The organism is Kitasatospora sp. NPDC001527 (assembly GCF_040298605.1).
Lineage (GTDB): Bacteria > Actinomycetota > Actinomycetes > Streptomycetales > Streptomycetaceae > Kitasatospora.
In genome coordinates, this window is record NZ_JBEPAM010000002.1 from 59,259 (window position 1) to 84,730 (window position 25,472).

Annotated in this window: 20 protein-coding genes; 6 read left to right on the forward strand and 14 right to left on the reverse strand. The window is 72.5% G+C overall.

The annotated features are described in order from the left end of the window. The first annotated feature begins 16 nt into the window (after window positions 1-16). The gene (locus ABT238_RS02060) at window positions 17-913 is read left to right on the forward strand and encodes a glycosyltransferase family 2 protein (RefSeq protein WP_350561898.1); all 897 of its coding nucleotides are present in this window, start codon (window positions 17-19) and stop codon (window positions 911-913) included. A 50-nt stretch (window positions 914-963) separates the two neighbouring features. Next, window positions 964-1,929, forward strand: a complete 966-nt coding sequence (locus tag ABT238_RS02065; RefSeq protein ID WP_350561896.1) for an NAD-dependent epimerase/dehydratase family protein — start codon at window positions 964-966, stop codon at window positions 1,927-1,929. A gap of 104 nt (window positions 1,930-2,033) precedes the next feature. Here the strand turns inward: ABT238_RS02065 and ABT238_RS02070 are convergent, their stop codons facing one another. From ABT238_RS02070 to ABT238_RS02115, 10 genes are all read right to left on the reverse strand, one after another. Continuing rightward, window positions 2,034-2,513 carry a GtrA family protein gene (locus ABT238_RS02070; RefSeq protein WP_350561894.1) on the reverse strand — a complete coding sequence of 160 codons (480 nt, stop codon included), beginning with the start codon at window positions 2,511-2,513 and terminating at the stop codon, window positions 2,034-2,036. 11 nt (window positions 2,514-2,524) lie between these two features. Continuing rightward, window positions 2,525-4,888: a hypothetical protein gene (locus ABT238_RS02075; protein ID WP_350755260.1), complete on the reverse strand. Its 2,364-nt coding sequence runs from the start codon at window positions 4,886-4,888 to the stop codon at window positions 2,525-2,527. Window positions 4,889-4,974: 86 nt separating this feature from the next. After that, window positions 4,975-5,988 (reverse strand): glycosyltransferase family 2 protein, encoded by a 1,014-nt coding sequence (locus ABT238_RS02080; protein ID WP_350561890.1) that lies wholly within the window; start codon window positions 5,986-5,988, stop codon window positions 4,975-4,977. A 60-nt stretch (window positions 5,989-6,048) separates the two neighbouring features. After that, the gene (locus ABT238_RS02085; protein WP_350561888.1) at window positions 6,049-7,197 is read right to left on the reverse strand and encodes an acyltransferase family protein; all 1,149 of its coding nucleotides are present in this window, start codon (window positions 7,195-7,197) and stop codon (window positions 6,049-6,051) included. 177 nt (window positions 7,198-7,374) lie between these two features. Further along, window positions 7,375-9,450 carry a hypothetical protein gene (locus ABT238_RS02090; protein ID WP_350561886.1) on the reverse strand — a complete coding sequence of 692 codons (2,076 nt, stop codon included), beginning with the start codon at window positions 9,448-9,450 and terminating at the stop codon, window positions 7,375-7,377. 182 nt (window positions 9,451-9,632) lie between these two features. Beyond that, window positions 9,633-10,826 (reverse strand): elongation factor Tu, encoded by a 1,194-nt coding sequence (tuf, locus tag ABT238_RS02095; protein WP_030280743.1) that lies wholly within the window; start codon window positions 10,824-10,826, stop codon window positions 9,633-9,635. 199 nt (window positions 10,827-11,025) lie between these two features. Next, window positions 11,026-13,131: an elongation factor G gene (fusA, locus tag ABT238_RS02100; RefSeq protein WP_350561884.1), complete on the reverse strand. Its 2,106-nt coding sequence runs from the start codon at window positions 13,129-13,131 to the stop codon at window positions 11,026-11,028. Window positions 13,132-13,170: 39 nt separating this feature from the next. Continuing rightward, entirely contained in the window at window positions 13,171-13,641 is a 471-nt protein-coding gene (gene rpsG / locus ABT238_RS02105) for a 30S ribosomal protein S7 (protein ID WP_030055803.1), read from the reverse strand. Window positions 13,642-13,643: 2 nt separating this feature from the next. Next, window positions 13,644-14,015: a 30S ribosomal protein S12 gene (gene rpsL / locus ABT238_RS02110; RefSeq protein WP_014144289.1), complete on the reverse strand. Its 372-nt coding sequence runs from the start codon at window positions 14,013-14,015 to the stop codon at window positions 13,644-13,646. A gap of 420 nt (window positions 14,016-14,435) precedes the next feature. Further along, a complete protein-coding gene (locus ABT238_RS02115; protein ID WP_350561882.1) occupies window positions 14,436-15,029 on the reverse strand; it encodes a DUF1707 and DUF4190 domain-containing protein in 594 nt (197 codons plus the stop codon). A 292-nt stretch (window positions 15,030-15,321) separates the two neighbouring features. On the opposite strand from ABT238_RS02115, the gene ABT238_RS02120 reads away from it, so the two are divergent. The 4 genes from ABT238_RS02120 (at window position 15,322) to ABT238_RS02135 (ending at window position 20,486) form a co-directional block, all read left to right on the forward strand. Further along, on the forward strand, window positions 15,322-16,131 hold the full coding sequence (locus ABT238_RS02120) for an ABC transporter ATP-binding protein (RefSeq protein WP_350561880.1): 810 nt from the start codon (window positions 15,322-15,324) through the stop codon (window positions 16,129-16,131). After that, the gene (locus tag ABT238_RS02125) at window positions 16,128-17,768 is read left to right on the forward strand and encodes a GumC domain-containing protein (RefSeq protein ID WP_350561878.1); all 1,641 of its coding nucleotides are present in this window, start codon (window positions 16,128-16,130) and stop codon (window positions 17,766-17,768) included. The genes ABT238_RS02120 and ABT238_RS02125 overlap by 4 nt, the downstream gene beginning before the upstream one ends. Window positions 17,769-18,015: 247 nt before the next feature. Then, complete coding sequence (locus ABT238_RS02130) at window positions 18,016-19,317, forward strand: DUF2786 domain-containing protein (RefSeq protein WP_350561876.1); 1,302 nt, start codon at window positions 18,016-18,018, stop codon at window positions 19,315-19,317. Between the two features lie 65 nt (window positions 19,318-19,382). Beyond that, window positions 19,383-20,486: an ADP-ribosylglycohydrolase family protein gene (locus tag ABT238_RS02135; protein ID WP_350561874.1), complete on the forward strand. Its 1,104-nt coding sequence runs from the start codon at window positions 19,383-19,385 to the stop codon at window positions 20,484-20,486. A gap of 21 nt (window positions 20,487-20,507) precedes the next feature. On the opposite strand, the gene ABT238_RS02140 is transcribed toward ABT238_RS02135, so the two are convergent. The 4 genes from ABT238_RS02140 to ABT238_RS02155 form a co-directional block, all read right to left on the reverse strand. Then, window positions 20,508-21,821, reverse strand: coding sequence for a serpin family protein (locus tag ABT238_RS02140; protein ID WP_350561872.1), 1,314 nt, complete (start codon window positions 21,819-21,821; stop codon window positions 20,508-20,510). 88 nt (window positions 21,822-21,909) lie between these two features. Continuing rightward, the gene (locus ABT238_RS02145; RefSeq protein ID WP_350561870.1) at window positions 21,910-23,124 is read right to left on the reverse strand and encodes a cytochrome P450; all 1,215 of its coding nucleotides are present in this window, start codon (window positions 23,122-23,124) and stop codon (window positions 21,910-21,912) included. Window positions 23,125-23,201: 77 nt separating this feature from the next. After that, on the reverse strand, window positions 23,202-24,191 hold the full coding sequence (locus ABT238_RS02150) for a hypothetical protein (RefSeq protein WP_350561868.1): 990 nt from the start codon (window positions 24,189-24,191) through the stop codon (window positions 23,202-23,204). Further along, window positions 24,188-25,459 (reverse strand): protein phosphatase 2C domain-containing protein, encoded by a 1,272-nt coding sequence (locus ABT238_RS02155; protein WP_350755262.1) that lies wholly within the window; start codon window positions 25,457-25,459, stop codon window positions 24,188-24,190. The genes ABT238_RS02150 and ABT238_RS02155 overlap by 4 nt, the downstream gene beginning before the upstream one ends. Window positions 25,460-25,472: the final 13 nt, after the last annotated feature.

The following is a 25,472-nucleotide window of genomic DNA, read 5'->3' on the forward strand; positions in this document are numbered from 1 at the left end:
ACCAGGTGCGCCGCTCATGACAACTCTTGACATCATGCTGCCCTACTACGGCAACGTCGCCCTCATGCAGGCGGCCGTACGCAGCATCCTGGCCCAGAGCGACCCGAACTGGCGGCTCACCGTGGTGGACGACGGCAAGGAACCGGACGTCCCGGGCTGGTTCGCCGAACTCGGCGACGAGCGCGTCTCCTACCAGCGCAACGAGCAGAACCTCGGCGTCACCGGCAACTACCGCAAGTGCCTCGGCCTGGTGCGCGAGCAGCACTTCGTCATGATGGGCACCGACGACATCATGCTGCCGGACTACGTGGAGAACGTCCGCGCCGTCCTCAAGGACAACCCGGACATCGGCATGGTCCAGCCGGGCGTCCAGGTCATCGACGGCGAGGGCAGGCCCACCGACGGGCTGGTGGACCAGGCCAAGAAGCGGATCTACGCTCCCAAGGTGAACGGCCGCAAGCAGATGAGCGGGGAGGAGCTGGCCACCAGCCTGCTCCGCGGCAACTGGCTGTTCTTCCCCTCCATCTGCTGGCGCACCGAGGCCGTGAAGGCGGTCGGCTTCCGGGACAACCTGGAGGTCACCCAGGACCTGGCGCTGGTCATCGACCTGCTCCAGGCCGGCGAGCAGATGATGATCACCGACAAGGTCATCTTCCAGTACCGCCGGCACGCGGTGAGCATCTCCTCCGCTCAGGCCTTCACCGGCGTCCGCTTCGAGGAGGCCAACCGCTTCTTCCGGGACGTCGCCGACCGGCTGGACGCGCACGGCTGGCCGCGGGCCGCCAAGGCCTCCCGGCTGCACCTGTCCTCCCGGATCCACGCGCTCACCATGGTGCCGGGCGCGGTCAAGAGCCGGCACAGCGAGGGCACCAGGACCCTGCTGCGGCACGTCGCCGGCAACGACCGCTACTGAGCCACCCTCCGCCCCACCGTCCCGTACCCGACCTACCGGAACCAGAGGCCATGGCCGCCACCAGCTCAGCTCTCCCCCGGGTCGCCGTTCTCGGCGGCACCGGCTTCATCGGCCGCACCATCCTCGCCACCCTCGCCGAGCGGGGCCACCACCTGCTCACCGTCGCCCGTAAGGAGCCGGCCGACGCCCTGCCCGGCGACTTCGCCCGGCTGGACCTGACCGACGACCCGCCGGCCGCGCTCGCCGCGCTGCTGGAGGAGCACCGGATCGACGTGGTGGTCAACGCGGCCGGCGGCATGTGGGGCCTCACCGACGAGCAGATGGTCGGCGCCAACGTCGGCATGGTCACCGGCCTGCTGGAGGCGCTGCGGTCGATGGCCGCTCCCCCGCGCCTGGTCCACCTCGGCACGGTGCACGAGTACGGCCTGTGCCCGATCGGCGTCAGCCTCGCCGAGGACTCCGAGCCCCACCCGTCCATGGCGTACGGGGAGCTCAAGCTCAAGGCCACCGAGCTGATCGCGGACGCCGTGCGCCGGGACGGGCTCGACGCCGTCGTGCTGCGGCTCGGCAACGTCGTCGGCGCCGGCCAGCCCTCGCACAGCCTGCTCGGCGTCATGGCGGGCAAGCTGGCGGCCGCCCGGGCCGCCGGCACCGAGGCCGAGCTGTCCCTGCAGCCGCTCACCGCCCAGCGGGACTTCGTCGACCTGCAGGACACCGTCGACGCGATCGTCGCCGCCCTGCCGTCCGCCCCGCAGGCTCCGGCCGTGCTCAACGTCGGCCTCGGCCGGGCGAGTTCGGCGCGCGAGCTGGTCGAGCTGCTGATCGAGGTCAGCGGCGTCCCGACGAAGATCACCGAGGTCCCGGCGCCGGAGGGCACCGGCCCGGAGACCGAGTGGCAGCAGCTGGACGTCACCGCGATCGCGAAGGCGCTGGGCTGGACCCCCCGGCGCGAGCTGCGCGAGGCGGTGCGCACCCTCTGGGAGGACGAGGTGCGCCGCACCCCGGCCCTCGGCTGACCCCGTACCGACGGCGATCGCCCCCGGTCCGCTTCGGCGGGCCGGGGGCGATCGCGTTCCCGCGCCGGGCCGGGGCGCGCGCGGGATGAACTCCTGGTGAATCCCTACCTGGTGCGGAACACCCAGATCTTCATCAGCACGAACCGGGCGACGGTGGCCAGGCCGTTGGCGACGATCAGGCCGCCCACCTCGACCACCTTGGAGGCGTCCGGGACGGCGACGTCGAGCAGGGCGAGCACGCCGGCGCTCAGCGCGAGGCCGATGAGGAAGGCCACGGCGCCCTGGAGCTGGTGGCGCAGCGCCCCGTCCGAGCCGGTGATGCCGAAGGTGAACCGCCGGTTGGCGGCGGTGTTCGCGACGGCGCTGACCGCGAGGGCGATCAGGTTGGCGGCCTGCGGGTCCACGAAGCGCCGGGCGACCACGTAGAGCAGCAGGTAGAACAGCGTGCTCAGGACCCCGATGATCAGGAAGGACGGGATCTGGCGCTTGGCGGTGGTGGTCGCCCCCGGTCCGCCGGCGGCGGTCTCCGGCGCCACGGTGGGCTCGGCGGTCGGCGGCATGTTGGCTCCCCTGGGCTCGTTCATCGGCAGGTCGATCAGGACAACTCGAACACGGCCACGCGGCCGTTGTCGTACACGGGCCTGGCCAGCGCGCCCAGCTCGGCGGTGTCGGCCCCGGCCTTGCGGTCGGCCACCAGGTAGCGGACGTGGTGCTCGTCCCGGAGCCGGCCGACGTTCTCCGCGGTCGGCTGGTGGAAGACCTCGTCGTTGAGCCGCAGCAGCGGCTCGTCCCAGAACGCGCCGTTGCCGGCGGCCATGACGCGCGGCGAGTACGCCCAGCCCTCGACCAGCACCGAGCGCTCGGAGTAGCCGCTGAGCCAGAACGAGAGCGCGTTGCCGCAGCCCCGGTTGGGGTCGGCGTAGTCGTCCTCGGGCCGGCAGTGGGTGTTGGTGGCCAGGACGTCGTCCGGCTCGCTGTGCTCGCGGACCCAGCGGGCCGCCTGCACCTGGCCGGCCGGCATCGGCCAGGCGCTCTCCCAGACGTGCTCACGGGTCTGCAGGCCGTCCAGCAGCAGGGTCGGCGCGCCGGCCACCAGCACGCCGGTGAGCAGGACCAGCCCGCCGCGACGGCGCAGCCCCGGCACCGCCCGGCGGCCGAGCGCCCACCAGAGCAGCCCTCCCACCAGGGCGATCCCCGCCAGCGCCGCGGCGGCGGCCACCGCCGGCAGCAGCGCGGCGTAGGTGCGCGGCTGGGTGAGGTCGCCGGTGTTCCGCAGCACGAACTCGGCCCAGTCCCGCGAGTACCGCTGGATGCCCCAGGTCAGCAGGGCGACGAAGAGCACCGTGCCGGCGGCCAGCGCGATCGCGGCCCGCCGCGACAGCCGGGCCCGCTCGACGCTCTCCGCGTAGCCCCAGGCCGACAGGAGGATGCCGAACGGCAGCCCGGCCAGCGTGAAGTAGCTCGCGTTGAAGCCGTTGACCACGAAGTAGAGCGCCGGACCGGCCAGCGCGCCGCCGAGCAGGAACCACTGCACCGGCTGCAGGGCCAGCCGGCGGCGCCACAGCAGCGGCACCAGGCCGGCCACCCGCAGCTGGTGGTTGAGCACGAACGCGCCGACGGTCAGCAGCACCACCCCGGCCTGGACCGGGGCCGAGCGCAGCTGCTGCGGGTCCGCCCAGTACCCCTTGATGTTCCCGAAAGGGACGACTTCCAGGCCGTAGCTCTCGAAGCGGAAGATCACCGCGGTGGTGAACACCTGGGCAGCGCCGAGGACCGCGCCGAGACCGACGATGTTCCACGGGATCCGCCGCTCGACCAGCAGCACCACCGCGCCGGCGAAGGCCAGACCGGCCAGGGTCACCGGCAGCGAGCTGGCCTTGGCCGCGCTGGAGGCCAGGGCGAACAGCCCGGCCAGGACGAAGGCGCCGCGGCCGAAGCCCGGGACGGCCGCGTCCGCGTCCGCGCCCCGCAGCCGGTCCCCCACCGCGGCGATCAGCGCCAGCAGCAGCGGCAGGCTGTAGGTGAGCGAGAGGCTGGCCCAGGACATCAGCGGCACCGAGAGCGCGCCGAAGACCCAGCTGTTGACGTCCGCCGGGTAGTTGACCGTGAACTCGCCGATCGCGAAGACCAGCGCGGCGGCCACCGGGCCGCTCCACGGCCGGGCGGTGAGCCGCCAGGCGGTGACGGCGGCGACGACCATAGCGAGCGCCGAGAGCGCCGGCACCATGAGGCGCATCTGGACCACGGCCAGGTCGATGTCGCCGACCATGCTGGTCATCGCCATGTGGGCGAAGGTGAACCAGTGGTAGTTCAGCGGCTCGCCCGCCGCCTGCGGGAAGGTCAGCGGGACGTGGTGCTTGGCGTTGCCGGCCAGCGACAGCAGGTACGGCAGGTCGATGTACTGCCGGGTGGTCTCGCTGTCCGGGACGATCGGGTTGGTCCGCAGCGCGACGACGTACAGGTAGAGGCTGGTGAACGCGACCGTCGCGGCGACCGCCCAGGACCAGGCCGTGGACGGGATCCGGTAACCGCTCGGGCGCCAGTGCCGGCGCAGGGCCGGGACGGCCGCGAAGGGCACCACGACGGCGAGCGGCCAGGCCAGGGCCAGCGACTGCAGGCCGAGCGAGACCAGCAGCGCCCAGGCGGCGAGCTCCAGCACGAGGCCGACGACGGCGCCGAACGCGAGGTCCTCGACCAGGGTGTGCGGCCGGCGGCGGAGCGCGCGGAACACCAGCGTGCCGGGCAGGACGACCGCCCAGACCGCGTAGCCGGTGTACTTGGCGACGTCGAGCGGCGCGGTGCCGGACTTCAGCAGCACGGCCACCAGCACCAGGTACGCCGCGCCGGCGGGCAGGAACCGCAACGCCGCGGACGGACGCCGCCCGGGGGTGCCGGGCGCGTCGACGCCCTGCTCCGGGCTGCGGAGCGGCGCGGAGGCGGTGCTGTCAGTGGTACCCATCGCTCTTCTCTTCCTGTGGCCGCGTGCCGGCCTGCGGCGGGGCCCGGGGCCCGTCCCGCGGCGGACGGCCGCGGGACGGGAGGGGGTCACGCCACGTACTCGGGGGCCTTCGAGGACCGCGTACGGGGGTCCTCCGCCGAGTCGTAGCCGATGAAGTAGGCCGGGCGGGACTGGGCGGCGGAGTAGATCCGGCCCACGTACTCGCCCAGCAGACCGATGCAGACCAGCTGCACCGCGCCGAGGAAGAGCATGCCGATGAACAGCGAGGACCAGCCGGGGACGGTCTCGCCGAGCGCGTACTCGACCGTGGTGTAGACGCCCAGGCCGAAGCAGAGCACGAAGCTCAGCAGGCCCAGCCAGGTGGCCAGCCGCAGCGGGCTCGCGGAGAAGTTGGTGATGCTGTCGATGGCCAGCCGGATCATCTTCGACAGCGGGTAGTGGGTGCTGCCGGCGACCCGCTCCTCGCGGACGTAGACCACCTCGCCGCTCGGGAAGCCCAGCCACGGCACCAGCAGGCGGTACACCGGCTGGTGCTCGGGCAGCGACTTGAGCGCGTCGACGGCGGCGCGGCTGAGCAGGCGGTAGTCGCCGGCCTGGTTCGGCATCTTCTTGCCGACCAGCTTGCGCATCAGCCAGTAGTAGGCGCCGGCCGTGCGGCGCTTGAAGAAGGTGTCGGTGCCGCGGTCGCCGCGCACGCCGTAGACGATGTCCAGGTTCTGCTCCCGGGCGAGGGAGAGCATCTCCGGGATCTTCTCCGGCGGGTCCTGGAGGTCGGCGTCGATGGAGACGACGTAGTCGCCGAAGGCCCGGTGGATGCCCGCGGTGAGCGCGGCCTGGTGCCCGGAGTTGCGGGCGAACCGGACGATGCGGAACTCCGGCCAGTCCTGGTGGATCTTCTGCATGATCGCCGGGGTGGCGTCGGTGCTGCCGTCGTCGATGCCCACGACCTCGTAGGTGACGGACAGACCGTCCAGGATCGGCCGCAGCCGCTGGACCGTCAGCGGCAGGGCCTCCTGCTCGTTGTAGATCGGGATGACCACCGACAGCAACGGGGGAGCCGAGTCCCCCGGCCAGGCCGCCGGCACTACTGCATTGTCCATCGTTGTTCGCCTATTCCATGAAGATCTGTGCGGTAGACCGGGCGCCGGCTGGGGGGCCGGTCAGCTCGGGGTGCGTCCGGGCTCGTCGGAGGCCCGGCGCAGGGTGAGCATCGAGCGGTCCAGGCCCTTCTTCAGGGCTCCGGAGAGCGGCCGCTCGACCAAGCGATGGATCAGCCACGCGGTGACCAGGATGACCGTCAGTGCCACCGCCAGGGCCCCGCGGACCCCGAGGCCCTGGGTCTGGGCGAAGTGGATGATCGTCCAGCCGATCTCCTGGTGGATCAGGTAAACGGGATAGGTGAGCGCACCGGCGACGGTGAGCCACTTCCACGACGCCCAATTGAACCAGCCCAGGGCGGCGGCGAGCACCAGTGCGAACGCCAGGGTCATCACGCCCGCGATGACGTTCCAGGACAGGTGGTAGCCGAGGACGCTCTCGTACAGGACCTTGATCGAGTTGATCCGGGAGAGGGCCAGCATCCAGCTGAAGCCCACGATCCCCCAGAGCAGCAGGTTCTGGCCGAAGCGGTACATCAGGAACATCGCGATGCCCGCGATGAAGAACGGCGCCTGGTCCGGCATGGCCAGGGTGGTCAGCAGCGGTATCTGCGCCGGGACGGAGAGCGCGCCCGCCACCGCCCAGATCCCGCAGAACGCCACCACCCGGCGGTAGGTCAGGCCCCTGACCACCACGACGGAGAAGAGCAGGTAGAACTTCATCTCCGCCCACAGCGTCCAGTACACGCCGTCGACGTGGTGGACGCCGAAGGGCTCCTGGAGCATGGTGAGGTTGGCCAGCACCCGGGAGGCGTCCAGCCCGTCCGCCGCACCGGACCGGGCGTACTCGGTGAACGTCAGCAGGACGACCGTGGTGAGCGCGACGCCGGTCCAGTAGGCCGGGTACAGCCGGATCACCCGGGAGACGAAGAAGTCGCCGGGCCGCTTGCCCCAGCAGCTCATGCAGATCACGAAGCCGCTGATGACGAAGAACAGCTCGACGCCGAGCCAGCCGTAGGACGCGAACTGGTTGAGCGTGGGCAGCACCTCCCGCGGGGTCTTGCCCGGCCAGACCCCGTCGATCCCGACGTACGCCGTCCAGTGGAAGGACACCACGGTGAGCGCGGCGATCAGCCGCATGCCGTCGAGGGCGTAGAGCCGGGGCCGGCGCTGGCGGGCCGCGGAGCGCGCTCCGGCGGGAGCGGTGGGCACGGCATCACTGTGCCCGGGACGCGACGGCTGCGTCAGGGCAGGGGCATCAGTCATACGGGAGACGCTTTCGCGAGTGGGGCTCGAAGCCGAACCGGTCCCCGCGCGCGGGGGCGCGGGGACGACAGGGCGTCAGTGTAGCCGGGCGGCACGAGATCCCCCTTTGACGGGGGTGGTGGCTCAGTCGCCGGGGAAGCTCTTGTTCCACGGGTGGATCCACTGGTTGTCCGGCATGGCGACGACGGTGGCCTTCAGGCCGGCGGCGGCGAGTTCGCGGCCCATCCGGTCGGCCAGCCCGCGGTCGACCACGACGATGGTCAGCGGCTGCCCCACCTTGGTGATGGCCAGCCGGACGTGCTCCATCGCCTTCTGGTACTCGTTCTCCGGACGCGGGGCCGCACCGATGTTGATCCAGTGGGTCTCGTACAGCGGGAGCATGTCGCCGCCGCGCTCGCGCAGCAGCGCCGCGAGCCAGGTCGACTTCAGGTTCTTGTAGTCGTCGTTCGAGTACAGGGCCATGACCGGCCCCTCGATGTCCTTCAGGTCGGCCAGCACGGTCGCGCCGTCGCGGGGGCCGATGTCGCTCCAGGCGTCGCCTCGGCTCCAGCCGACCAGCGAGTTGGCGTGCCAGGCCACCGGGCCGCCCTTGAAGGAGTGGACGTTCCACTGCACGCCGGCGAACAGGCTCAGCGCGGCCGCCACCGCGAGGCCGGAGAGCACGCCGTCGCTCGCGAGCCGGCGGCCCCGCCGGGAGGCGGCCGGGGCCGGGGCCGGGGTGCCCAGCAGGGTGCCGACCGCGCCGAGCGAGATGAGCGCGACCACGATCGCGCAGCCGGCCAGCTTCTCGAAGTAGTAGGAGTACTCGCCTATGGTGCTGATCTGGTACCAGCCGAAGCCGAAGACCACCGTTCCGGTGCCGAGCACCACGGCGAGGTGCGCCCGCCCGGAGCCGGTCCGGCGGTTGGCCGGGGCGGCGGCCGCGAGCAGGGCCAGCAGCATGCCGCCGACCAGCAGCGTGCGGTCCGCCTCGACGCTCGGGCCGCCCAGGCTCGCGGTGCTCGCGACGTCCAGCTCGGACAGGACGGACACCGCGCTGGGGAGACCGGCCAGGCCGAGGCCCACCGCCCCCATCAGCGCGTAGCGCAGCCACCGGCGGGTACCGCCGGCGAACCTGCGGCGGTGCACCAGGACGGAGAGCACCACGGCGAGGCCGACCACGGCGCCGAACAGGTTGTAGACGTAGGTGACGGTGATCAGGCCCGCGAGCGCGACCAGCGCGTACTCGGTCCGGCCCATGGCCGGGCGGATCAGCAGGGCCAGCGTCACGGCGAGCATCAGCAGGCCGATGACCGTCGAGTCGAAGCCGTGGATGACCAGGTAGGTGTAGTTGCTGGCGAGCATCAGCGCCAGGACCGTGCCGCAGACCGCGGCGGTGCGCCAGCCGCGCAGCCGCGGGCCGCCGATCCAGCGGGCCGCCCAGACCAGGGCGGTGGCCAGCAGGGTGTACGCCACGAGCACGTACAGCAGGTACCGGTTCATCACGCCGAGCATGGCGCCGGGGTCGGCGGAGGAGTGGACCAGCGAGTCCACCCAGGCCAGCAGGAAGTGGGTGCCCTGCGGGTAGGTCACCTCGGCCGGGGACATCATGTACGCCCGGGCGGCGTCCTGGTGCAGGAAGTTGTAGCCGCCGACGTGCTGGATCCCGGAGAAGTACGAGAAGTGGTTCAGCCGGTCCTCGGCGGTGCTGAAGAAGGAGAGCCGCTCGGCGGCGGACTTCCCGGCCAGCGGGTGGTGCAGGTAGCGCCAGAAGACGGCGGCGGTACCGAGCACCAGCAGGTCGGAGGGGCGGAAGCGCAGCGGGATCCGCGGCCGGCGGCGGGCGAGCCAGCCGGTCACCGCGACGGCGGTGAGCAGGGTGCCGGAGGTGGCGACGGGCGAGAGCCCGAACGGCCAGAGCGAGAAGAGCAGACCGGAGACCAGCACCGAGCCGACCACGATCAGACCGGCGACGACCAGGCGGTCGAGGAGTCCTCCGCCGACCCGGATGATCGCGGCGACCGCGAGCAGCAGCACCGGGAGCACCACGATGCCGAGCCCGAGCGGGACGAGCACGGCCGGCACCAGCCAAGCGGCCGCCACGGCGGCGGCCAGCACCGGCAGGCTGCGGCGCGCCGGCGCCTCACCCGGAGTCTTCGGCCCCTCGTCGGCGGCACGGCCCGGCCGCACCGCTTCCGTCGCGGGGGAGGTGGTTGCCACGAACGTTGCCCTTCGATCGACCTGGACAGCACAGTGGTTGTCCGAGTACTGACGAACGCCAGAGCCCCCCGGCAACACTGGCCGATCATAGAACAAACACAATCGTGGAAAAGCCGAGGGCCCGGTAGACGTGAGTCCACCGGGCCCTCCTCACCCGGGGGGTGAGCGATCAGAGCGTCGAATTACTTGACGATCTTGGTGACCTGGCCGGCGCCGACGGTGCGGCCACCCTCACGGATGGCGAACTTCAGGCCCTCCTCCATGGCGACGGGCTGGATCAGCGCGACGGTCATGGCGGTGTTGTCGCCCGGCATGACCATCTCGGTGCCCTCGGGGAGGGTCACGACGCCGGTCACGTCCGTGGTACGGAAGTAGAACTGCGGGCGGTAGTTGTTGAAGAACGGGGTGTGGCGGCCACCCTCGTCCTTCGACAGGATGTAGGCCTGGGCCTCGAAGTCGGTGTGCGGGGTGACCGAACCCGGCTTGATGATGACCTGGCCGCGCTCGACGTCCTCGCGCTTGATGCCACGGAGCAGCAGACCGACGTTCTCACCGGCCTGGCCCTCGTCGAGCAGCTTGCGGAACATCTCGATGCCGGTGACCGTGGTGGTGGTCTTCTCGGTCTTGATGCCGATGATGTCGACGGTCTCGTTGACCTTGAGGATGCCGCGCTCGATACGACCGGTGACGACGGTGCCACGACCGGTGATCGTGAAGACGTCCTCGATCGGCATCAGGAACGGCTGGTCCACGGCGCGGGCCGGGGTGGGGATGTTCTCGTCGACGGCGTGCATCAGGCCGAGGAGCTTCTCGCCCCACTCCTTGTCGCCCTCCAGCGCCTTCAGCGCGGAGACGCGGACGACCGGCAGGTCGTCGCCCGGGAACTCGTACTCGGAGAGCAGCTCGCGGACCTCGAGCTCGACGAGCTCCAGGATCTCCTCGTCGTCCACCATGTCGGCCTTGTTCAGGGCGACAACGATGTAGGGGACGCCGACCTGGCGGGCCAGGAGGACGTGCTCCTTGGTCTGCGGCATCGGGCCGTCGGTGGCGGCGACCACCAGGATGGCGCCGTCCATCTGGGCGGCACCGGTGATCATGTTCTTGATGTAGTCCGCGTGACCCGGGCAGTCGACGTGGGCGTAGTGGCGCGCCTCGGTCTGGTACTCGACGTGCGCGATGGAGATGGTGATACCGCGCTGCCGCTCCTCCGGCGCCTTGTCGATCTGGTCGAACGGCGTGAAGGGGTTGATCTCCGGGTACGCGTCGTGCAGCACCTTGGTGATGGCCGCGGTCAGCGTGGTCTTACCGTGGTCGATGTGACCGATGGTGCCGATGTTGACGTGGGGCTTCGTCCGCTCGAACTTCGCCTTCGCCACTGAGTCCTCCTGAGGACAGTTCCTGTACGCCGTGCTGACGCCAGTTGGTCTTTGATCGGTTTTGGTGCGGGCTGTCCGGAGGACACCCCGTGCCGTCCCGCTGGTGGGGGGGCCGGAGGCCCCGGGAGGATCCGACCGGATCCTCCCGGGTTGCCTCCTAATAGCCTAAGGGTTCGTTATCGTCCCGAATGTCGGGACGTCACTCGCCCTTGGCCTTGGCGATGATGTCGTCCGCCACGTTCTTCGGAACCTCGGCGTACGAGTCGAACTGCATCGAGTAGCTCGCGCGACCGGAGGTCTTGCTGCGCAGGTCACCGACGTAGCCGAACATCTCGGAGAGGGGCACCAGCGCCGTGACGACGCGGGCACCGTGACGCTCGTCCATGGACCGGATCTGGCCACGGCGAGAGTTGATGTCGCCGATCACGTCGCCCATGTAGTCCTCGGGCGTGGTGACCTCGACGGCCATCATCGGCTCGAGGAGGACCGGCTTGGCCTTCCTCGCGCCTTCCTTGAAGGCCATCGAGCCGGCGATCTTGAACGCGAGCTCGGAGGAGTCGACGTCGTGCGCCTGGCCGTCGAGCAGCTTCACGCGGACACCCTGCAGCGGGTAGCCGGCGAGGATGCCGAACTCCATGGCCTCCTGGCAGCCGGCGTCGACCGACGGGATGTACTCGCGCGGAACGCGGCCACCGGTGACCTGGTTGACGAACTCGTAGCCCTCGGCCTGCTCGAGCGGCTCGATCGCGATCTGCACCTTGGCGAACTGACCGGAACCACCGGTCTGCTTCTTGTGGGTGTAGTCGATGCGCTCGACCGCCTGGCGGATGGTCTCGCGGTACGCGACCTGCGGCTTGCCGACGTTGGCCTCGACCTTGAACTCACGGCGCATACGGTCGACCAGCACCTCGAGGTGCAGCTCGCCCATACCCGCGATGATGGTCTGGCCGGTCTCCTCGTCCGTGTTGACCTGGAAGGACGGGTCCTCCTCGGCGAGACGCTGGATGGCGACACCCAGCTTCTCCTGGTCACCCTTGGACTTGGGCTCGATCGCGACGCGGATGACCGGGGCCGGGAAGTCCATGGACTCCAGGATGACCGGGTTCTTCTCGTCGGACAGCGTCTCACCGGTGGTGGTCTGCTTCAGGCCCATGACGGCGATGATGTCGCCGGCGCCCACCGACTCGATCTCCTCACGCTTGTTCGCGTGCATGCGGTAGATCTTGCCGATGCGCTCCTTCTTGCCCTTGACGGCGTTCAGCACCGAGGTGCCGGACTCCAGGCGGCCCGAGTAGACCCGGACGAAGGTGAGCTTGCCGAGGTGCGGGTCCGACATGATCTTGAACGCGAGCGCGGCGAGCGGCTCGTCGTCCGAGGCCTTGCGGGAGATCTTGACGGTGTCGTCGCCCGGCTTGGTGCCCTCGATGGACTCGATGTCCAGCGGGGACGGCAGGTACTTGACGACGGCGTCGAGCAGGGGCTGAACGCCCTTGTTCTTGAACGCGGTGCCGCAGAAGATCGGGGTGAAGTCCGAGTTCAGCGTGCCCTTGCGGATCGCCGCCTGCAGCAGCTCGACCGGGATGTCCTCGCCCTCGAGGGCGAGCTCCATGATCTCGTCGCTGACGTTCGAGACGGTGTCGATCAGCGCCTCGCGGTACTCGTCCGCCTGCTCCTGCAGCTCGGCCGGGATGTCGACGATGTCGTACATCTCGCCCTTGGCGGCCTCGGCGGACCAGACCAGCGCCTTCATGCGGACCAGGTCGACAACGCCCTGGAAGTCCGACTCGGCACCGATCGGGAGCTGCATGACCAGCGGGGTGGCGCCGAGGCGGTCCACGATGGTCTGGACGCAGAAGAAGAAGTTGGCGCCCGTGCGGTCCAGCTTGTTGATGAAGCAGATGCGCGGGACGCCGTAGCGGTCAGCCTGCCGCCACACGGTCTCGGACTGGGGCTCGACACCGGCGACACCGTCGAACACCGTCACGGCACCGTCGAGGACGCGCAGCGAGCGCTCCACCTCGACGGTGAAGTCGACGTGCCCCGGGGTGTCGATGATGTTGATGGTGTGGTCGGCATCGTCGACGGTCCAGTGACAGGTCGTCGCGGCCGACGTGATCGTGATGCCGCGCTCCTGCTCCTGCTCCATCCAGTCCATGGTGGCAGCGCCATCGTGGACCTCACCGATCTTGTACGACACACCGGTGTAGAACAGGATCCGCTCGGTGGTGGTGGTCTTGCCCGCGTCGATGTGCGCCATGATCCCGATGTTGCGGACCTTGGCGAGGTCAAGGGAGGTTGCAGCCATGGTGGCTCGTTCTCTCTCTGTCTAGTGACGGGGTACGGACTACCAGCGGTAGTGCGCGAAGGCCTTGTTGGACTCGGCCATCTTGTGGGTGTCCTCGCGACGCTTCACGGAAGCGCCCAGGCCGTTGCTGGCGTCGAGGATCTCGTTCATGAGGCGCTCGGTCATGGTCTTCTCGCGACGGGCGCGGGAGTAGCCGACCATCCAGCGCAGCGCCAGGGTGCTGGCGCGGCCCGGGCGGACCTCGACCGGAACCTGGTAGGTCGCGCCACCGACACGGCGGGACTTGACCTCGAGGGCCGGCTTGACGTTCTCCAGCGCGCGCTTCAGCGTGACGACCGGGTCCGAGCCGGTCTTCTCGCGGACGCCCTCGAGGGCGCCGTAGACGATCCGCTCGGCGGTGGAGCGCTTGCCGTGCAGCAGGATCTTGTTGACCAGCTGGGTGACGACCGGGGAGCCGTAGACCGGGTCGATGATGACCGGGCGCTTCGGGGCGGGGCCCTTACGAGGCATTCTTACTTCTCCTTCTTGGCGCCGTAGCGGCTGCGGGCCTGCTTGCGGTTCTTGACACCCTGGGTGTCGAGCGAACCGCGGATGATCTTGTAGCGGACACCAGGAAGGTCCTTCACACGACCACCGCGCACCAGCACGATGGAGTGCTCCTGCAGGTTGTGGCCCTCGCCCGGGATGTAAGCGGTGACCTCGATCCCGCTGGTGAGGCGCACACGGGCGACCTTACGAAGCGCCGAGTTCGGCTTCTTCGGGGTGGTCGTGTACACACGCGTGCAGACCCCACGGCGCTGCGGGGAGCCCTTCAGCGCGGGAGTCTTGTTCTTCTCGACCTTGTCCTGCCGGCCCTTTCGGACCAGCTGCTGGATCGTAGGCACCGTTTCTCCGTTTTCTGTGTGCCAAGGCTTGGTGGAACTAACCTGCGGTGATTCCCTCGCACACGGCCCCGTGGTCGACCCACGCGGTCGGGTGTGTTGGGTTTTTTCCGGCACGGAATCCCGTGAGCTGATGTACAGCGACGGCGCTCAACGCGCGGCGCGCTGGGAGGCGCTCCGGCTCGGCGCGGCGACCGGTGTGCATGCACGCACAAGGACCCGGGGACACCCCAGGCACAAGGTCAGAGCGTACCTAGCGCATCGGGCGCGGTCAAAACAAATGCAACGCCGCAGGTGACGGCCATCGGCCGGGTGTCGCGCGGGTGTCCCGCGCACGGCCGCCCGGTGTCGGACCGTCCTCCTGCCGCTCTACCACACCGGGGAGGCCGCCGCCACTCGAACGCCTCCCCGCGGCGGGCCCGGTCAGCCGGCGGACGCGATCAGGACGAACACGAAGAGGGTCCACATCACGCACTCCAGGTAACCGAGGACCAGGCCGACGGTGGCCATCGCGTCGCCGTCCTCGTTGCGCCGGCGGATCTGGTTCTTGGCGACGTGGCCGGCGACCACCGCCGGCAGGCCCATGCCCAGCAGGCCGAGCACCAGGGAGGCCACGGCCGCGCCGTTGGTCGGCCGCGGCGGCGGCACCAGGACCGGCGGCGGCAGGAAGGTCGGCGGCACCGGCATCGCCATCTGCGGCGCCATCATCGGGGGCGCCACCATCGGTCCGGCCGGCAGGTCGGCGACCAGCCGGGCCAGCTGGCCGTAGGTCTGCGCGGTGCTCGCCGCCTCGAACCGCTCGCCGTACTCGGTGGCGCTCAGCCGGCCCTCGGCGAACGCGGCCTTCAGCACGTCCACCGTGCGCTCGCGGTCCGTGGTCGCCGCGCGCATCGCCGACTGCGGCATCGCGACGTGCTGCGCGGCGTGCGGCGCCGGAGCGTACGGGGGCGCGGGCGGGGTGGACGCGGGCGGCTTGGCCGTCCCGTAGCCCTGCTCACCCCACGGCTGAACGGCCATCCGCCACCTCCCGGTACCCCCGCGCGCACACGGTTCTCGCCCGTTCCCTGGGCTCTCATAGTGCAGGACGAACGGGAGTCCTGAGTAGTTGCCAATTCCCTCGATCCGCCGACTTTTCGGTGCCCTCCGGCCGTGCCCACCGCCGAAACCACCCGTTTGGCCCTGACGCACCCGGGGCATCGCCCCTGCAGACAGGCCCGGCCGGGCGGTGGCAGGCTGTCGTTCGGGCCCGTACCGATCATGGAATCTCCACCGGCCCCGACCGGTCCGACCACCAGCAGAGAGAGCCGCCATGCAGGCGTCAGCGCCACCGCCGTTCCCCGTCCCCGCCGCTCCCGTGCCCTCGGCCGTCTCCATCCAGGGCCTGTGGAAGCACTTCGGCACCCAGGCCGCCGTCGCCGGGCTCAGCCTGGAGCTGCCGGCCGGGGCGTTCGTCGGACTGGTCGGCCCCAACGGCGCCGGCAAGACCACCACCCTGTCGATGGTCACCGGCCTGCTCCGGCCCGACCAGGGCACCGTGCTCGTCCACGGCGCCGACGTCTGGGCCGACCCGGTCGCCGCCAAGGCGCGGATCGGCATCCTGCCCGAGGGCCTGCGGATGTTCGAGCGGCTCAGCGGCCGCGAACTGCTGCGGTACAACGGCCGGCTGCGCGGCCTGCCCGGCGCCGAGGTCGACCGCCGCGCCGAGGAGCTGCTCGCCGTCCTCGACCTCGCCGGCCACGCCGACAAGCTGGTCGCCGACTACTCCACCGGCATGCGCAAGAAGATCGGCCTGGCCGCCGCGCTGCTGCACAACCCGGACGTGCTCTTCCTCGACGAGCCCTTCGAGGGCGTCGACCCGGTCTCCGCCCAGACCATCCGCGGCGTGCTCAAGCGGTACGCGGCGGCCGGCTCCACCGTCGTCTTCTCCAGCCACGTCATGGAGCTCGTCGAGCAGCTCTGCGACTGGGTCGCCGTCGTCAGCGCCGGCCGGGTGATAGCCCAGGGCCCGCTGGACACCGTCCGCGGCGGGCGCAGCCTGCACGAGGCGTTCCTGGAGCTCATCGGCGTCCGCGAGGACGACGGCCAGGCGCTCGGCTGGCTCGGCGGGGGCGACCGGTGAGCGCCTCCACGGCGCTGGGCTCCGGCGTGCCCGACGACCGCACGGTCGTGCGCACCCTGGTCTCGCTGAAGCTGCGGCTGCTCCGCAACGGCCTGCGCCGCAGCCGCGGCCGCGCCGTCCTCTACGCGCTCGGCGCCGTCGTCGGCCTGCTGTTCGCCGGCGGGATCGCGCTGGCCATGGCCATGCTGGAGCACGCGGTCGACACCGGGTCCGCCGCCGACGCGGGCGTCGTCCTCACCGGCGCGCTCACCCTCGGCTGGGCGGCGCTCCCGCTCTTCCTGTTCTCCAGCGACGAGAGCGCCGACCCGACCCGGCTGACCATGCTGCCGCTGCGGCCCGGCCCGCTGCTGCGCGGCTCGGTGCTGGCGGCCCTGCTCGGGCCCGGGCCGCTGATCAGCCTGGTCCTGCTCACCGGCGCCGCGCTCTCCGGCGCGCGGGGCGGCGCCTCGGCGGCGGCCGGGGTGCTCGGTGTGCCGCTCGCGGTGCTCACCGTCGTCGTGCTGTCGCGCGCGGTCGCCGCCGGCAACGCCCGGCTGCTCTCCAGCCGGCGGGGCAAGGACTTCGCCATCTTCGGCGGCCTGCTCTTCGCGCTGCTGGTGCAGATCGCCAACGTCGGCTCGCAGAGCGTCTTCGGCAAGCCCGGTGCCAACGGCCTGGACCTCGAACCGCTGGGCCCGATCGCCTCCGTGCTGCGCTGGGTGCCGCCGGTCTCCGCCGTCGACGCCGTCCGCACCGCCGGCGAGGGCCGGTACCCGCTCGCACTGCTCCAGCTCGCGGCGACCGCGGTGCTGCTGGTCGTCCTGCTGCGCTGGTGGCGGGCGAGCCTGCAGCAGCTGATGGTGACGGCCGACGCCTCGACGCTGGAGGTGGTGCGCGGCGTCCAGGACTCCGGGCGCGGCTGGCGCTTCCTGCCGGACGGCCGGGTCGGCGCCGTGATGCAGCGCCACCTGCGGTACGCCTGGCGCGAACCGCGGGCCAAGGCCGCGGTGTTCACCAGCATCGGCATGACGCTGGTGATCTGCGTGCTGTCGATCGTCCAGGGCTGGTCCACGGTCTACCTGGTGGCGATGACCGGGTTGTTCCTCGGCCTGCAGATGCTCAACCTGTTCGGCATGGACGGCTCCGCGTTCTGGATGGTCGCCGCCACCCTGCTGACCCCGACCGACGCCCGCGACGAGTTGCGCGGCCGGGCGTTCGCCCTGCTCTCGTACGCCGTGCCGGTCACCCTGGTGCTCGCCGTGGTGCTGGCCGCCGCCAGCGGCGACTGGTCCGGTCTGCCCTCGGCCGTCGGCCTCGCCTTCGCCCTGCTCGGCAGCGGCATCGCCATCGGCGCGGTGCTCAGCGTGCTCGCGCCGTACACCATGCCCGCCGACAACAACCCGATGCGCAACGCCGCCCCGGGCCAGGGCGGCCTGGTGATGCTCAACAGCTTCGGTTCGATGTTCGGCAGCGTCATCGTGGCCTCCCCCGCCGTCGGCTACCTCGCCTGGGCCCTCGCCGCCGACGCCCCCACCTGGCCCCTCCTCCTCGCCGGCCCCCTCTACGGCGCCCTCGTCGCCACCCTCGGCCTGCGCCTCGCCGCCGGCCGCCTGCTGGAACGCCTCCCCGAGATCCTCGCCAAGGCCGTCGAACGCTGACAACGGCGGCCCCTCGCTCGCGCCGGGCGAGGGGCCGCCCACATCGCCATGCGGCTCCTCCGGAGCGGGAAGTCGGAACGGCCGACCTCCCACTCCGCAACCGGCCGGTGAAAGAAGGCTGCTCGGGCATCCCGCTCACCTGATCAGCCACAGCCCCCGATGCGATAGCGGCGAGGCGAAGCCGAAGCCGCCCGACGAGGTGGTCCGGCATCATGGGTGGGAGGTATGGAACCCGGAGGTAGGCGGCGTGGGTAGGCGGAAGCAGGACGGCGGCGGCAGCGGCGGGGACGCCGGGGCGCTGCTGGAGACGGCGGTGCGGGGGGTGGTGACGGCGTCCGAGGAGGGGCTGGACCTCGCGCTGGACACCGGGGCCTCACTGCTGGCGGCCTCCGCCGGGCAGTGGCCGGCGGTGAGCCGGGCGGTGCTGGGGTACGCGGACACGGCGGTCGGGCGGTGCTGGTCGGCCGGGTGGCGGCCGGCGGACCTGGCGCGGGTGGTGCGCCGCGAGCTGAAGCCCGTGCACTTGGCGCTCGCCGTGGACCTGATCGCCGCCGAGGGCCGCCGCCACCCCGCGGCCGCGACGGACCGCCGCTGGCAGGAGCAGCTGCGCGAGCTGGAGGCGGAGGTCTGGTGGACGTCCGACGAGGCGCACCTCCCCGCGTTCGCCCACCGGCACCGGCTGGACCGCTTCGCTCTCGCCACCGCGCTGCTGGAGCTGCTGCGCAGCTGGGGCCGGCTGCCCCCGATCGCCCCCGTGGGCCCCGCCCCGGGACAGAGCGCGCGCCGGGAGACCGGCCCGCGCGGCCCGGTGACGGGCGAGCCGCGGATGCTGTCGCGGATCCGCGCCCTGCTGGCGAAGGCCGAGTCCACCGACTTCCCCGAGGAGGCCGAGGCGCTGACCGCCAAGGCCCAGCAGCTCATGGCCCAGCACAGCATCGACGAGGCCCTGCTCGCCGTCGACGGCGCCGACCCGCACGCGCCGGGCGCGCTGCGGATCGGCGTCGACAACCCCTACGAGGGCCCGAAGACGATGCTGCTGGACGCCGTCGCGGCCGCCAACCGCTGCCGGGTGGTCTGGGCGAAGGAGTTCGGCTTCTGCACCGTGATCGGCTTCGACGCCGACCTGGACGGCGTCGAGCTGCTCTACACCTCGCTCCTCGTCCAGGCGACGCACGCGATGCAGCAGGCCGGCGCCCGCCAGCACCTGGACGGCGCCTCCCGCACCAAGGCCTTCCGGCAGTCCTTCCTGGTGGCCTACGCCGCCCGGATCCGCGAGCGGCTGGCCGAGGCCACCGAGCGGACGACCAGCGCCGCCGCCGCCGGCCGGCACCTGCGCGAGGACGGCACGGCGGAGCAGCTGGTCCCGGACGCGCGGCTGCTGCCGGCCCTGAAGGCCCGCACCGAGGCGGTGGACCAGGAGGTGGACCGGATGTTCCCCAAGCTGGTGTCCCAGCGCGTGCGGGTGAGCGACGGCGAGGGCTGGGCGGCCGGCCGCGCGGCGGCGGACCGGGCCTCCCTGCGCGGACGCTCGGGCGAGATCAGGCGCTGAGGTCCCGGACCGGGGCCCGGGCGCCTGGTAGAAACGGGTCGCGGGGACTACGAGGGGTGGGCGATGTGAGTACGGAGACGGGCTACCGGGACCGGGTGCGCGGGGCGCTGCTCGGCGGCGCGATCGGGGACGCCCTGGGCTGGCCGGTGGAGTTCCTCCAGCTGCGGCAGATCCGCGAGCGCTACGGCCCGGACGGCGTGGCCGGCCTGCCGGGCGGCGGCCTGGTGGCCGAGGTCACCGACGACACCCAGATGACGCTGTTCACCGCCGAGGGCCTGATCCGCGGCTTCGTCCGCGGCTGGTCCGGCGGCGGCGGTTCGGTGCCGGAGGCGGTGCACGGCGCCTACCGCCGCTGGCTGCTCACCCAGCAGCAGGGCGCGCCGGACCGCGAGCCGCTCCCCCGCCCGTACGACGGCTGGCTGCTGCGCGAGCCGTTCCTGTACGCGCAGCGGGCGCCGGGCAACGCCTGCATGACCGGCGTGCAGTACCACCCGGTGTTCGAGCCGCCGGTGGCGCTGGGGCAGCCGGGCCCGATCAACGCGCATTCCAAGGGCTGCGGCACGGTGATGCGCTCCGCGCCGTTCGGGCTGGCCCGGCTGGGGGCGGAGCAGTCGTTCGGGCTGGCCGCGCAGTGCGCGCAGCTGACCCACGGGCACCCGACCGGCTACCTGGCGGCGGGCGCGTTCGCGGCGCTGGTGGAGCGGCTGGCGGCCGGGACGGAGCCCTGGGCGGCGGTCGGCGAGACGGTGGAGCAGACCCGGGAGTGGCCGGCCTCCAAGGAGACGGTGCAGGCGCTGGCCCGGGCGGTGCGGGTGGCCCAGGAGTCCGAGCCGTCGGCCGAGGCGGTGGAGCGGGTGGGGCTGGGCTGGATCGCCGAGGAGTGCCTGGCGATCGCGGTGTACTGCCTGCTCGCGACGTCCGCCGAGCCGCGGCCGGCCCGTTCGGCGCTGCTGCTGTCGGTGAACCACTCCGGTGACAGCGACTCGACCGGCGCCGTCTGCGGCAACCTGGTCGGCGCGGCGTACGGCGCCTCGGCGCTGCCGGCCGACTGGGCGGAGGCGGTGGAGGGCCGGGAGGCGCTGCTGCGGACGGCGGACGACCTGCTGGTGCTGTTCGGCAGCCGCGAGCCGGGCCACCCGGCGCTCGGGGACCGCTACCCGGCCGGGTGACGCGCCGCGCCGCCTCCCGCGCTACTTCGCCGCCGGGTCGGTGACCTGCCCGAGGAAGAGCGGCCGCCCGGTGGCGGTGTCCCGGATCAGGAAGAGGAACGGCCGGTCGATGTGCAGCTGCACCGGGCTCGCGGGCACCGGCGCGGCCATCGCCTCCACGCCGACGCCGCTGCCGGCCGCCGCGACCGTGCCCTGCTCGTCGACCTGCACGGTGGCCTTCTGCACCACCGTGCCGATGGTGAGCGCCCCTTCGGCGCCCGGCCCGGGGATGCCGGAGAGGTCGGCGGCCGGCCCGAAGGCGGCCCTGACGCCCAAGGCCTGCAGGGCGGGCGAGAGCTCGTTCGCGGTGTCGAAGTGGAACTTCGGCAGGGTGAGGTCGACGGTCCGCTCGGCGAGCGAGCCGAGGATCCGGTCCAGCTCGGCCTGGTCCAGGCCCTTGCGGAACGCCGCGAAGCCGCCCTGCGCGGGCACCACCAGGTCCATCGCCAACGTGCTTCCCGCGTACGGGAGTTCGACGGCCTGCCAGGGTTCGCCGAGGATGCCGCCGGAGCCCTCGGCGTAGCGCAGGCCGGTGGTCTGGGCCATGGTGGGCACGGCGGTTTCGGTGCCGTCGAGGCGGTGGAACGGCCGGCCGGTGGTCTTCCCGGCCTTGAACGGCTCGGCCCAGTCGGCCTTGAGGTAGAGCGCGTCAGTCAGCGCGAGCCGGGTGTTCGGGTTGATCTGCCCCTCGGCGAAGAGGTTCTTGATCCGCCCCTCGGTGGCCTTCTCGACGACGCCGTTGACGGCCTTGCGGGCACCCTCCGGGTCCTTGCGGAAGTCGGCGGTGTGCACGCCGGTGCCGAAGGCGGCGGCCAGCACGCCGAGGTAGCGCTGGTCGAGCGGGTAGTCGCGCTGGGCCCAGAGGTCGTCGGACTGCCGGAGGACCGGTCCGTCCTTGCCGGCCGGGGCGCCGGACCGGTTCAGGGTGCCGGTGGCGAGCGCGTACTGCTCGGGGGTGAGCCCGGTGTGCAGCGCCTTGGCGAGTTCCTCGGCGGTGGTGCCGCGCGCGCCGGGCAGCACCATGGCGAGGGCGGTGGCCAGGCCGGACGGCGAGAGCACCAGGTTGCGGCCGGCCGCGCCGGGGGCGGCGGTGAGGGTGTGCAGCAGGTCGAGCCCGAAGGCGCCGGTGGCCGAGGCGGTGGCGGCGACCTGGGCCGGGTCGGCGGGCGGCAGCGTCGCGGGGTCGGCCCGGACCACGGCCGTGCTGCCGCCGGAGGAGCCGCAGGCGGTGAGCAGGGCCGCACAGCAGAGCAGGAGCACCGCCGGACGGCGGGTGCGGGCGGACGTCGCGGACATGGCCGGCCTCGCCTCTCGGTCACGGCGCGGGCCGGTGCCCGCGCCTGGCTGCCGATTCGACGCGGCCGGCCCGCGTCCGGTTCCCCCGTCACACCTCGACCAGCAGCTCCTTCAGCCCCCGGATCACGTAGCCCGGCTGCCACTCGGGCTCGCGGACCAGCCGCAGGCCCGGGGCGCGGCGCAGCAGGGTGCCGTAGGACTCGGTGAGCTCCAGTCTGGCGAGCGGGGCGCCGAGGCAGAAGTGGATTCCGGCGCCGAAGGTGATGTGCGGGTTGTCGGTGCGGCCGAGGTCCAGGCGGTCGGGGTCGGCGAAGCGCTCGGGGTCGCGGTTGGCGGAGCCGAAGAGCAGGGCGACCTCGGAGCCGCGCGGGATGGTGACGCCGCGGACCTCGATGTCCTCCAGCACCCAGCGCTCGAACATCTGCAGCGGGGTGTCCCAGCGCATCAGTTCCTCGACGGCGGTGGGCAGCAGTCCGTCGACGTCGGCGCGCAGCCGGGCCAGCTCCCCGGGGTGGCGGAACAGCGCCCACCAGCCGTTGCCGGTGGTGTTGACGGTCGCCTCGTGGCCGGCGTTGAGCAGCAGCACGCAGGTGGAGATCATCTCCTGCTCGCTGAGCGCGTCCGAGCCCTCCTGGGCCTGGATGAGCGCGCTGATCAGGTCCTCGCCGGGGGTGGCCCGGCGCTCGCGGATGAGGGCGCGCAGGTAATCGGAGAACTCGGTGCTCGCGGTGACGGCCCGGCGGGCGGCGTCCTCGGTCGGGTTGAGCTCGTACATCCCGGTGATGTCGGCGGACCACGGGCGCAGCAGGTGCCGGTCGGACTCCGGGACGCCGAGCATCTCGGCGATCACCGCGACCGGCAGCGGCTCGGCGACGGCGGCGATGAGGTCGCCGCCGCCGTCGGCGAGCAGGCCGTCGACGAGTTCCCCGGCGAGCCGGTGGACGGTGGGCCGCAGGCCCTCGACCATGCGCGGGGTGAAGGCCTTGGAGACCAGCCGGCGGATCCGGGTGTGGTCCGGAGCCTCCAGGTCGAGCAGGCCGTTGTCGTTGAGGGTGTGGAACGGCTCGTGCGCCGGGTCGGGTTCGGGGCGGCCGAACTCCTGGTGGCTGAACCGGTGGGTGTAGGTGCGGCCGAGCCTGCGGTCGCGGAGCAGCGCGCTGACGTCCTCGTGCCGCGAGACCAGCCACTGGTCGGTGGGTTCGAAGTACGTCACGGGGGCCTGCTCGCGCAGGGCGGCGTACGCGTCGTAGGGGTGGGCCACGAACGCCGCCGACCAGGGGTCGAACTTCGCCGTCGTCGTCATCGGTCGATCACTCCAGGCCATGAGGGGGAGCCGGAAGGATCATCGTACGCATGCGCTCCGTCCGGCCCCCGCTGCGGTCAGCTCGGCCGCTGCAGCCGGATGCTTCCCCGTGCCGCCCGGCCGTCGAACAGCCGCTGGTCGACCGGCCGGGCCGGGGGCCGCGGCGGAGGGGCCAGGCCCGGGGCGAGCGGGATGCTGCCGCGGCCGCCGAGCGCCAGCAGCCAGGCGGTGAGGTCCGGCCGGCTCCCGTACGGTCCGGCGGCCTGCTCCCAGACCCGCCGGACCATCGCCAGCTGCCGGTCCGTCAGCACGCCCGGCACCGGCTCCAGCGGCGTGCCCGGTGCCACGTACGGGTCCTGCGCCAGCGTCCGGCCGATCAGCAGCGCCGCCTTGTAGCGGTCGCTGTCCACCGAGGCGGCGCTGCCGTGCGGGGAGCGCGGATCCGCCCAGTTGGGCGTGTCCGCCTGCTCCAGCACCGGGGCCGCGCCGACCTTGCGGATGCCGTCGCAGTCCAGCAGGTGCACCGCCGGCTCGGGCCGCACCGTCCAGAGCACGTTGGCGTGCGAGAGGTCCCCGATCACCAGCCCCCAGCGGTGCAACCGGTCGATCAGCCCGACCAGCTCCAGCACCAGGGCCAGCCGCTGCTCCGCGTCCGGGCGGACGATGCCCTGGGTGGCGGGCTTCTCCGGGTAGAGCAGGTACTGCGCCTCGGTGAGCTTGCGCGCGCCGGTGGCCGTCTGCCAGGTCATCGCCGGCGGGGCCTCCCGCATGAGGAAGCCGACGCAGCGCGGGCCGTCCACCACCCGGCAGAGCGGCCAGGCGGCCTGGGCGTCGAGGCGGTCGCGGTCGGCCTGCGGCAGCGTGAGCCGCAGGCCGACCAGCTCGACCAGCGCCCGGCCGTTGACCCGGCCGGCCTCCAGGTAGCGCTTGAACAGCAGGCCGGGGTAGCCGTCCAGGCGCTGCACCAGGCCCTGGCCGCCCCGGCCGGCCTCGGCGCCGACGGGCAGCAGCGCCAGGCCGGCGTCCCCGCCGCCGGCCAGTGCGGTGGCGATGTCCGGCGCGGTCACGGCGCGGCCTCCCAGAGGCAGACCACCGAGCGGTCGTCGTCGTAGCTGCGCACCCGGACCTGGGCCTGCCAGAGGAACTCCGCGAGGCCGGGCACCTCGCGGCCCCAGCGCTCGCCGAGCCACTGCTGCAGCTCGGGCTCCTTGAGCAGCGGGAGCGCGAGGCCGTCGGTGCAGAGCACCAGCACGTCGCCGGGGCGGGTGTCGGTGATCAGCCGGGCCCGGGCGTGCTCGTACGCCTCGGGGAGGCAGTCGGTCCGGGTGCTGATCAGCGTGCCGCCCCCGTCGCCGCCGTCCGTTTCGAGGTTCTGCCAGCCGCCCTCGCGCAGGCGCAGCAGCCCGCCGTCGCCGACCGACACGAAGCCCCGGAACGGGACGGCCGGGTCGGCCGGCACCAGCAGCGCCCGCAGCGTCGTCGAGTAGGACTTCGGCGGGTGGCCGGCGCGCTCGGCCTCCTGGGCGAGTTCGATGGCCGCCGCCGCGATGAGCCGGCTCATCAGGCTGGCGAAGTCGAGTTCGGCTCCGGAGCGCAGGAAGGCCAGCAGGGTCTCCGCCTTCGGCACGACCTGCTTGGTCAGCAGCCGGACGATGCCGTGCGAGCCGTGGTGGGAGCGCGGCTGGGAGCCGACGCCGTCGGCGACCGCGAGCAGCAGCAGCTCGCCGGTCCGCACGACCAGGACGGCGTCCTGGCGGCACTCGGCCGCGTAGCGGTGGCCGTCGCCGCGGACGGAGGCGGCGCGGACAGTGGTCCGGCCGAGGACTCCGCCGTCCACCACGGTGTCGGGCAGCAGCGCGCCGACGAGGTCGCCGCCCTGCAGGGCGGGGATGTCGGTCGGCTCGGCGGGGTAGGCGGGGGGCTTGCGGCCGATGTGCGGCAGCGGGCCGGGCTCCTCGGCGGAGGCCGGCGTGACGGCCGGACCGGTCGGCGCGAACGGTCCGGCCGGCGCGAAGGGACCGGCGGCGGGAGCGGCGGCAGCGGGAGCGAAGGGGCCGGCGGCGGCCTCGGGCGGCACGACGCCCGGGCCCTCGGCGCTCCAGGGCCCGCGGACCGCCGACGGCCCCGGCCCGATCGGCCGCGGCAGGAACCCCTCCGGGACCACCGGCCCGGAGGGGACGGTCGGCGGCGTCCCCGTCGTCGCGGGCTCCGGGCCCCAGCCGTGCTCGTACACCGAGGCCGCGAGGTCGATCGGGTCGCCCTTGCGGGTGGGCACGTGCTCCGGCCCGGGCTCCGGCGCGCGGCCGGCCGGCAGCTGGTTGTCGTACGCGTTCATCCGGCGGCCCGGC

Coding starts and splice junctions, on each gene's coding strand:
- ABT238_RS02120 (WP_350561880.1), top strand. CDS start 15,322: ATGCAGGCGTCAGCGCCACCGCCGTTCCCCGTCCCCGCCGCTCCCGTG.
- fusA (WP_350561884.1), bottom strand. CDS start 13,131: ATGGCTGCAACCTCCCTTGACCTCGCCAAGGTCCGCAACATCGGGATC.
- ABT238_RS02060 (WP_350561898.1), top strand. CDS start 17: ATGACAACTCTTGACATCATGCTGCCCTACTACGGCAACGTCGCCCTC.
- ABT238_RS02155 (WP_350755262.1), bottom strand. CDS start 25,459: ATGAACGCGTACGACAACCAGCTGCCGGCCGGCCGCGCGCCGGAGCCC.
- ABT238_RS02115 (WP_350561882.1), bottom strand. CDS start 15,029: ATGGCCGTTCAGCCGTGGGGTGAGCAGGGCTACGGGACGGCCAAGCCG.
- ABT238_RS02140 (WP_350561872.1), bottom strand. CDS start 21,821: ATGTCCGCGACGTCCGCCCGCACCCGCCGTCCGGCGGTGCTCCTGCTC.
- ABT238_RS02080 (WP_350561890.1), bottom strand. CDS start 5,988: ATGGACAATGCAGTAGTGCCGGCGGCCTGGCCGGGGGACTCGGCTCCC.
- ABT238_RS02070 (WP_350561894.1), bottom strand. CDS start 2,513: ATGAACGAGCCCAGGGGAGCCAACATGCCGCCGACCGCCGAGCCCACC.
- rpsG (WP_030055803.1), bottom strand. CDS start 13,641: ATGCCTCGTAAGGGCCCCGCCCCGAAGCGCCCGGTCATCATCGACCCG.
- ABT238_RS02075 (WP_350755260.1), bottom strand. CDS start 4,888: ATGGGTACCACTGACAGCACCGCCTCCGCGCCGCTCCGCAGCCCGGAG.
- ABT238_RS02065 (WP_350561896.1), top strand. CDS start 964: ATGGCCGCCACCAGCTCAGCTCTCCCCCGGGTCGCCGTTCTCGGCGGC.
- ABT238_RS02145 (WP_350561870.1), bottom strand. CDS start 23,124: ATGACGACGACGGCGAAGTTCGACCCCTGGTCGGCGGCGTTCGTGGCC.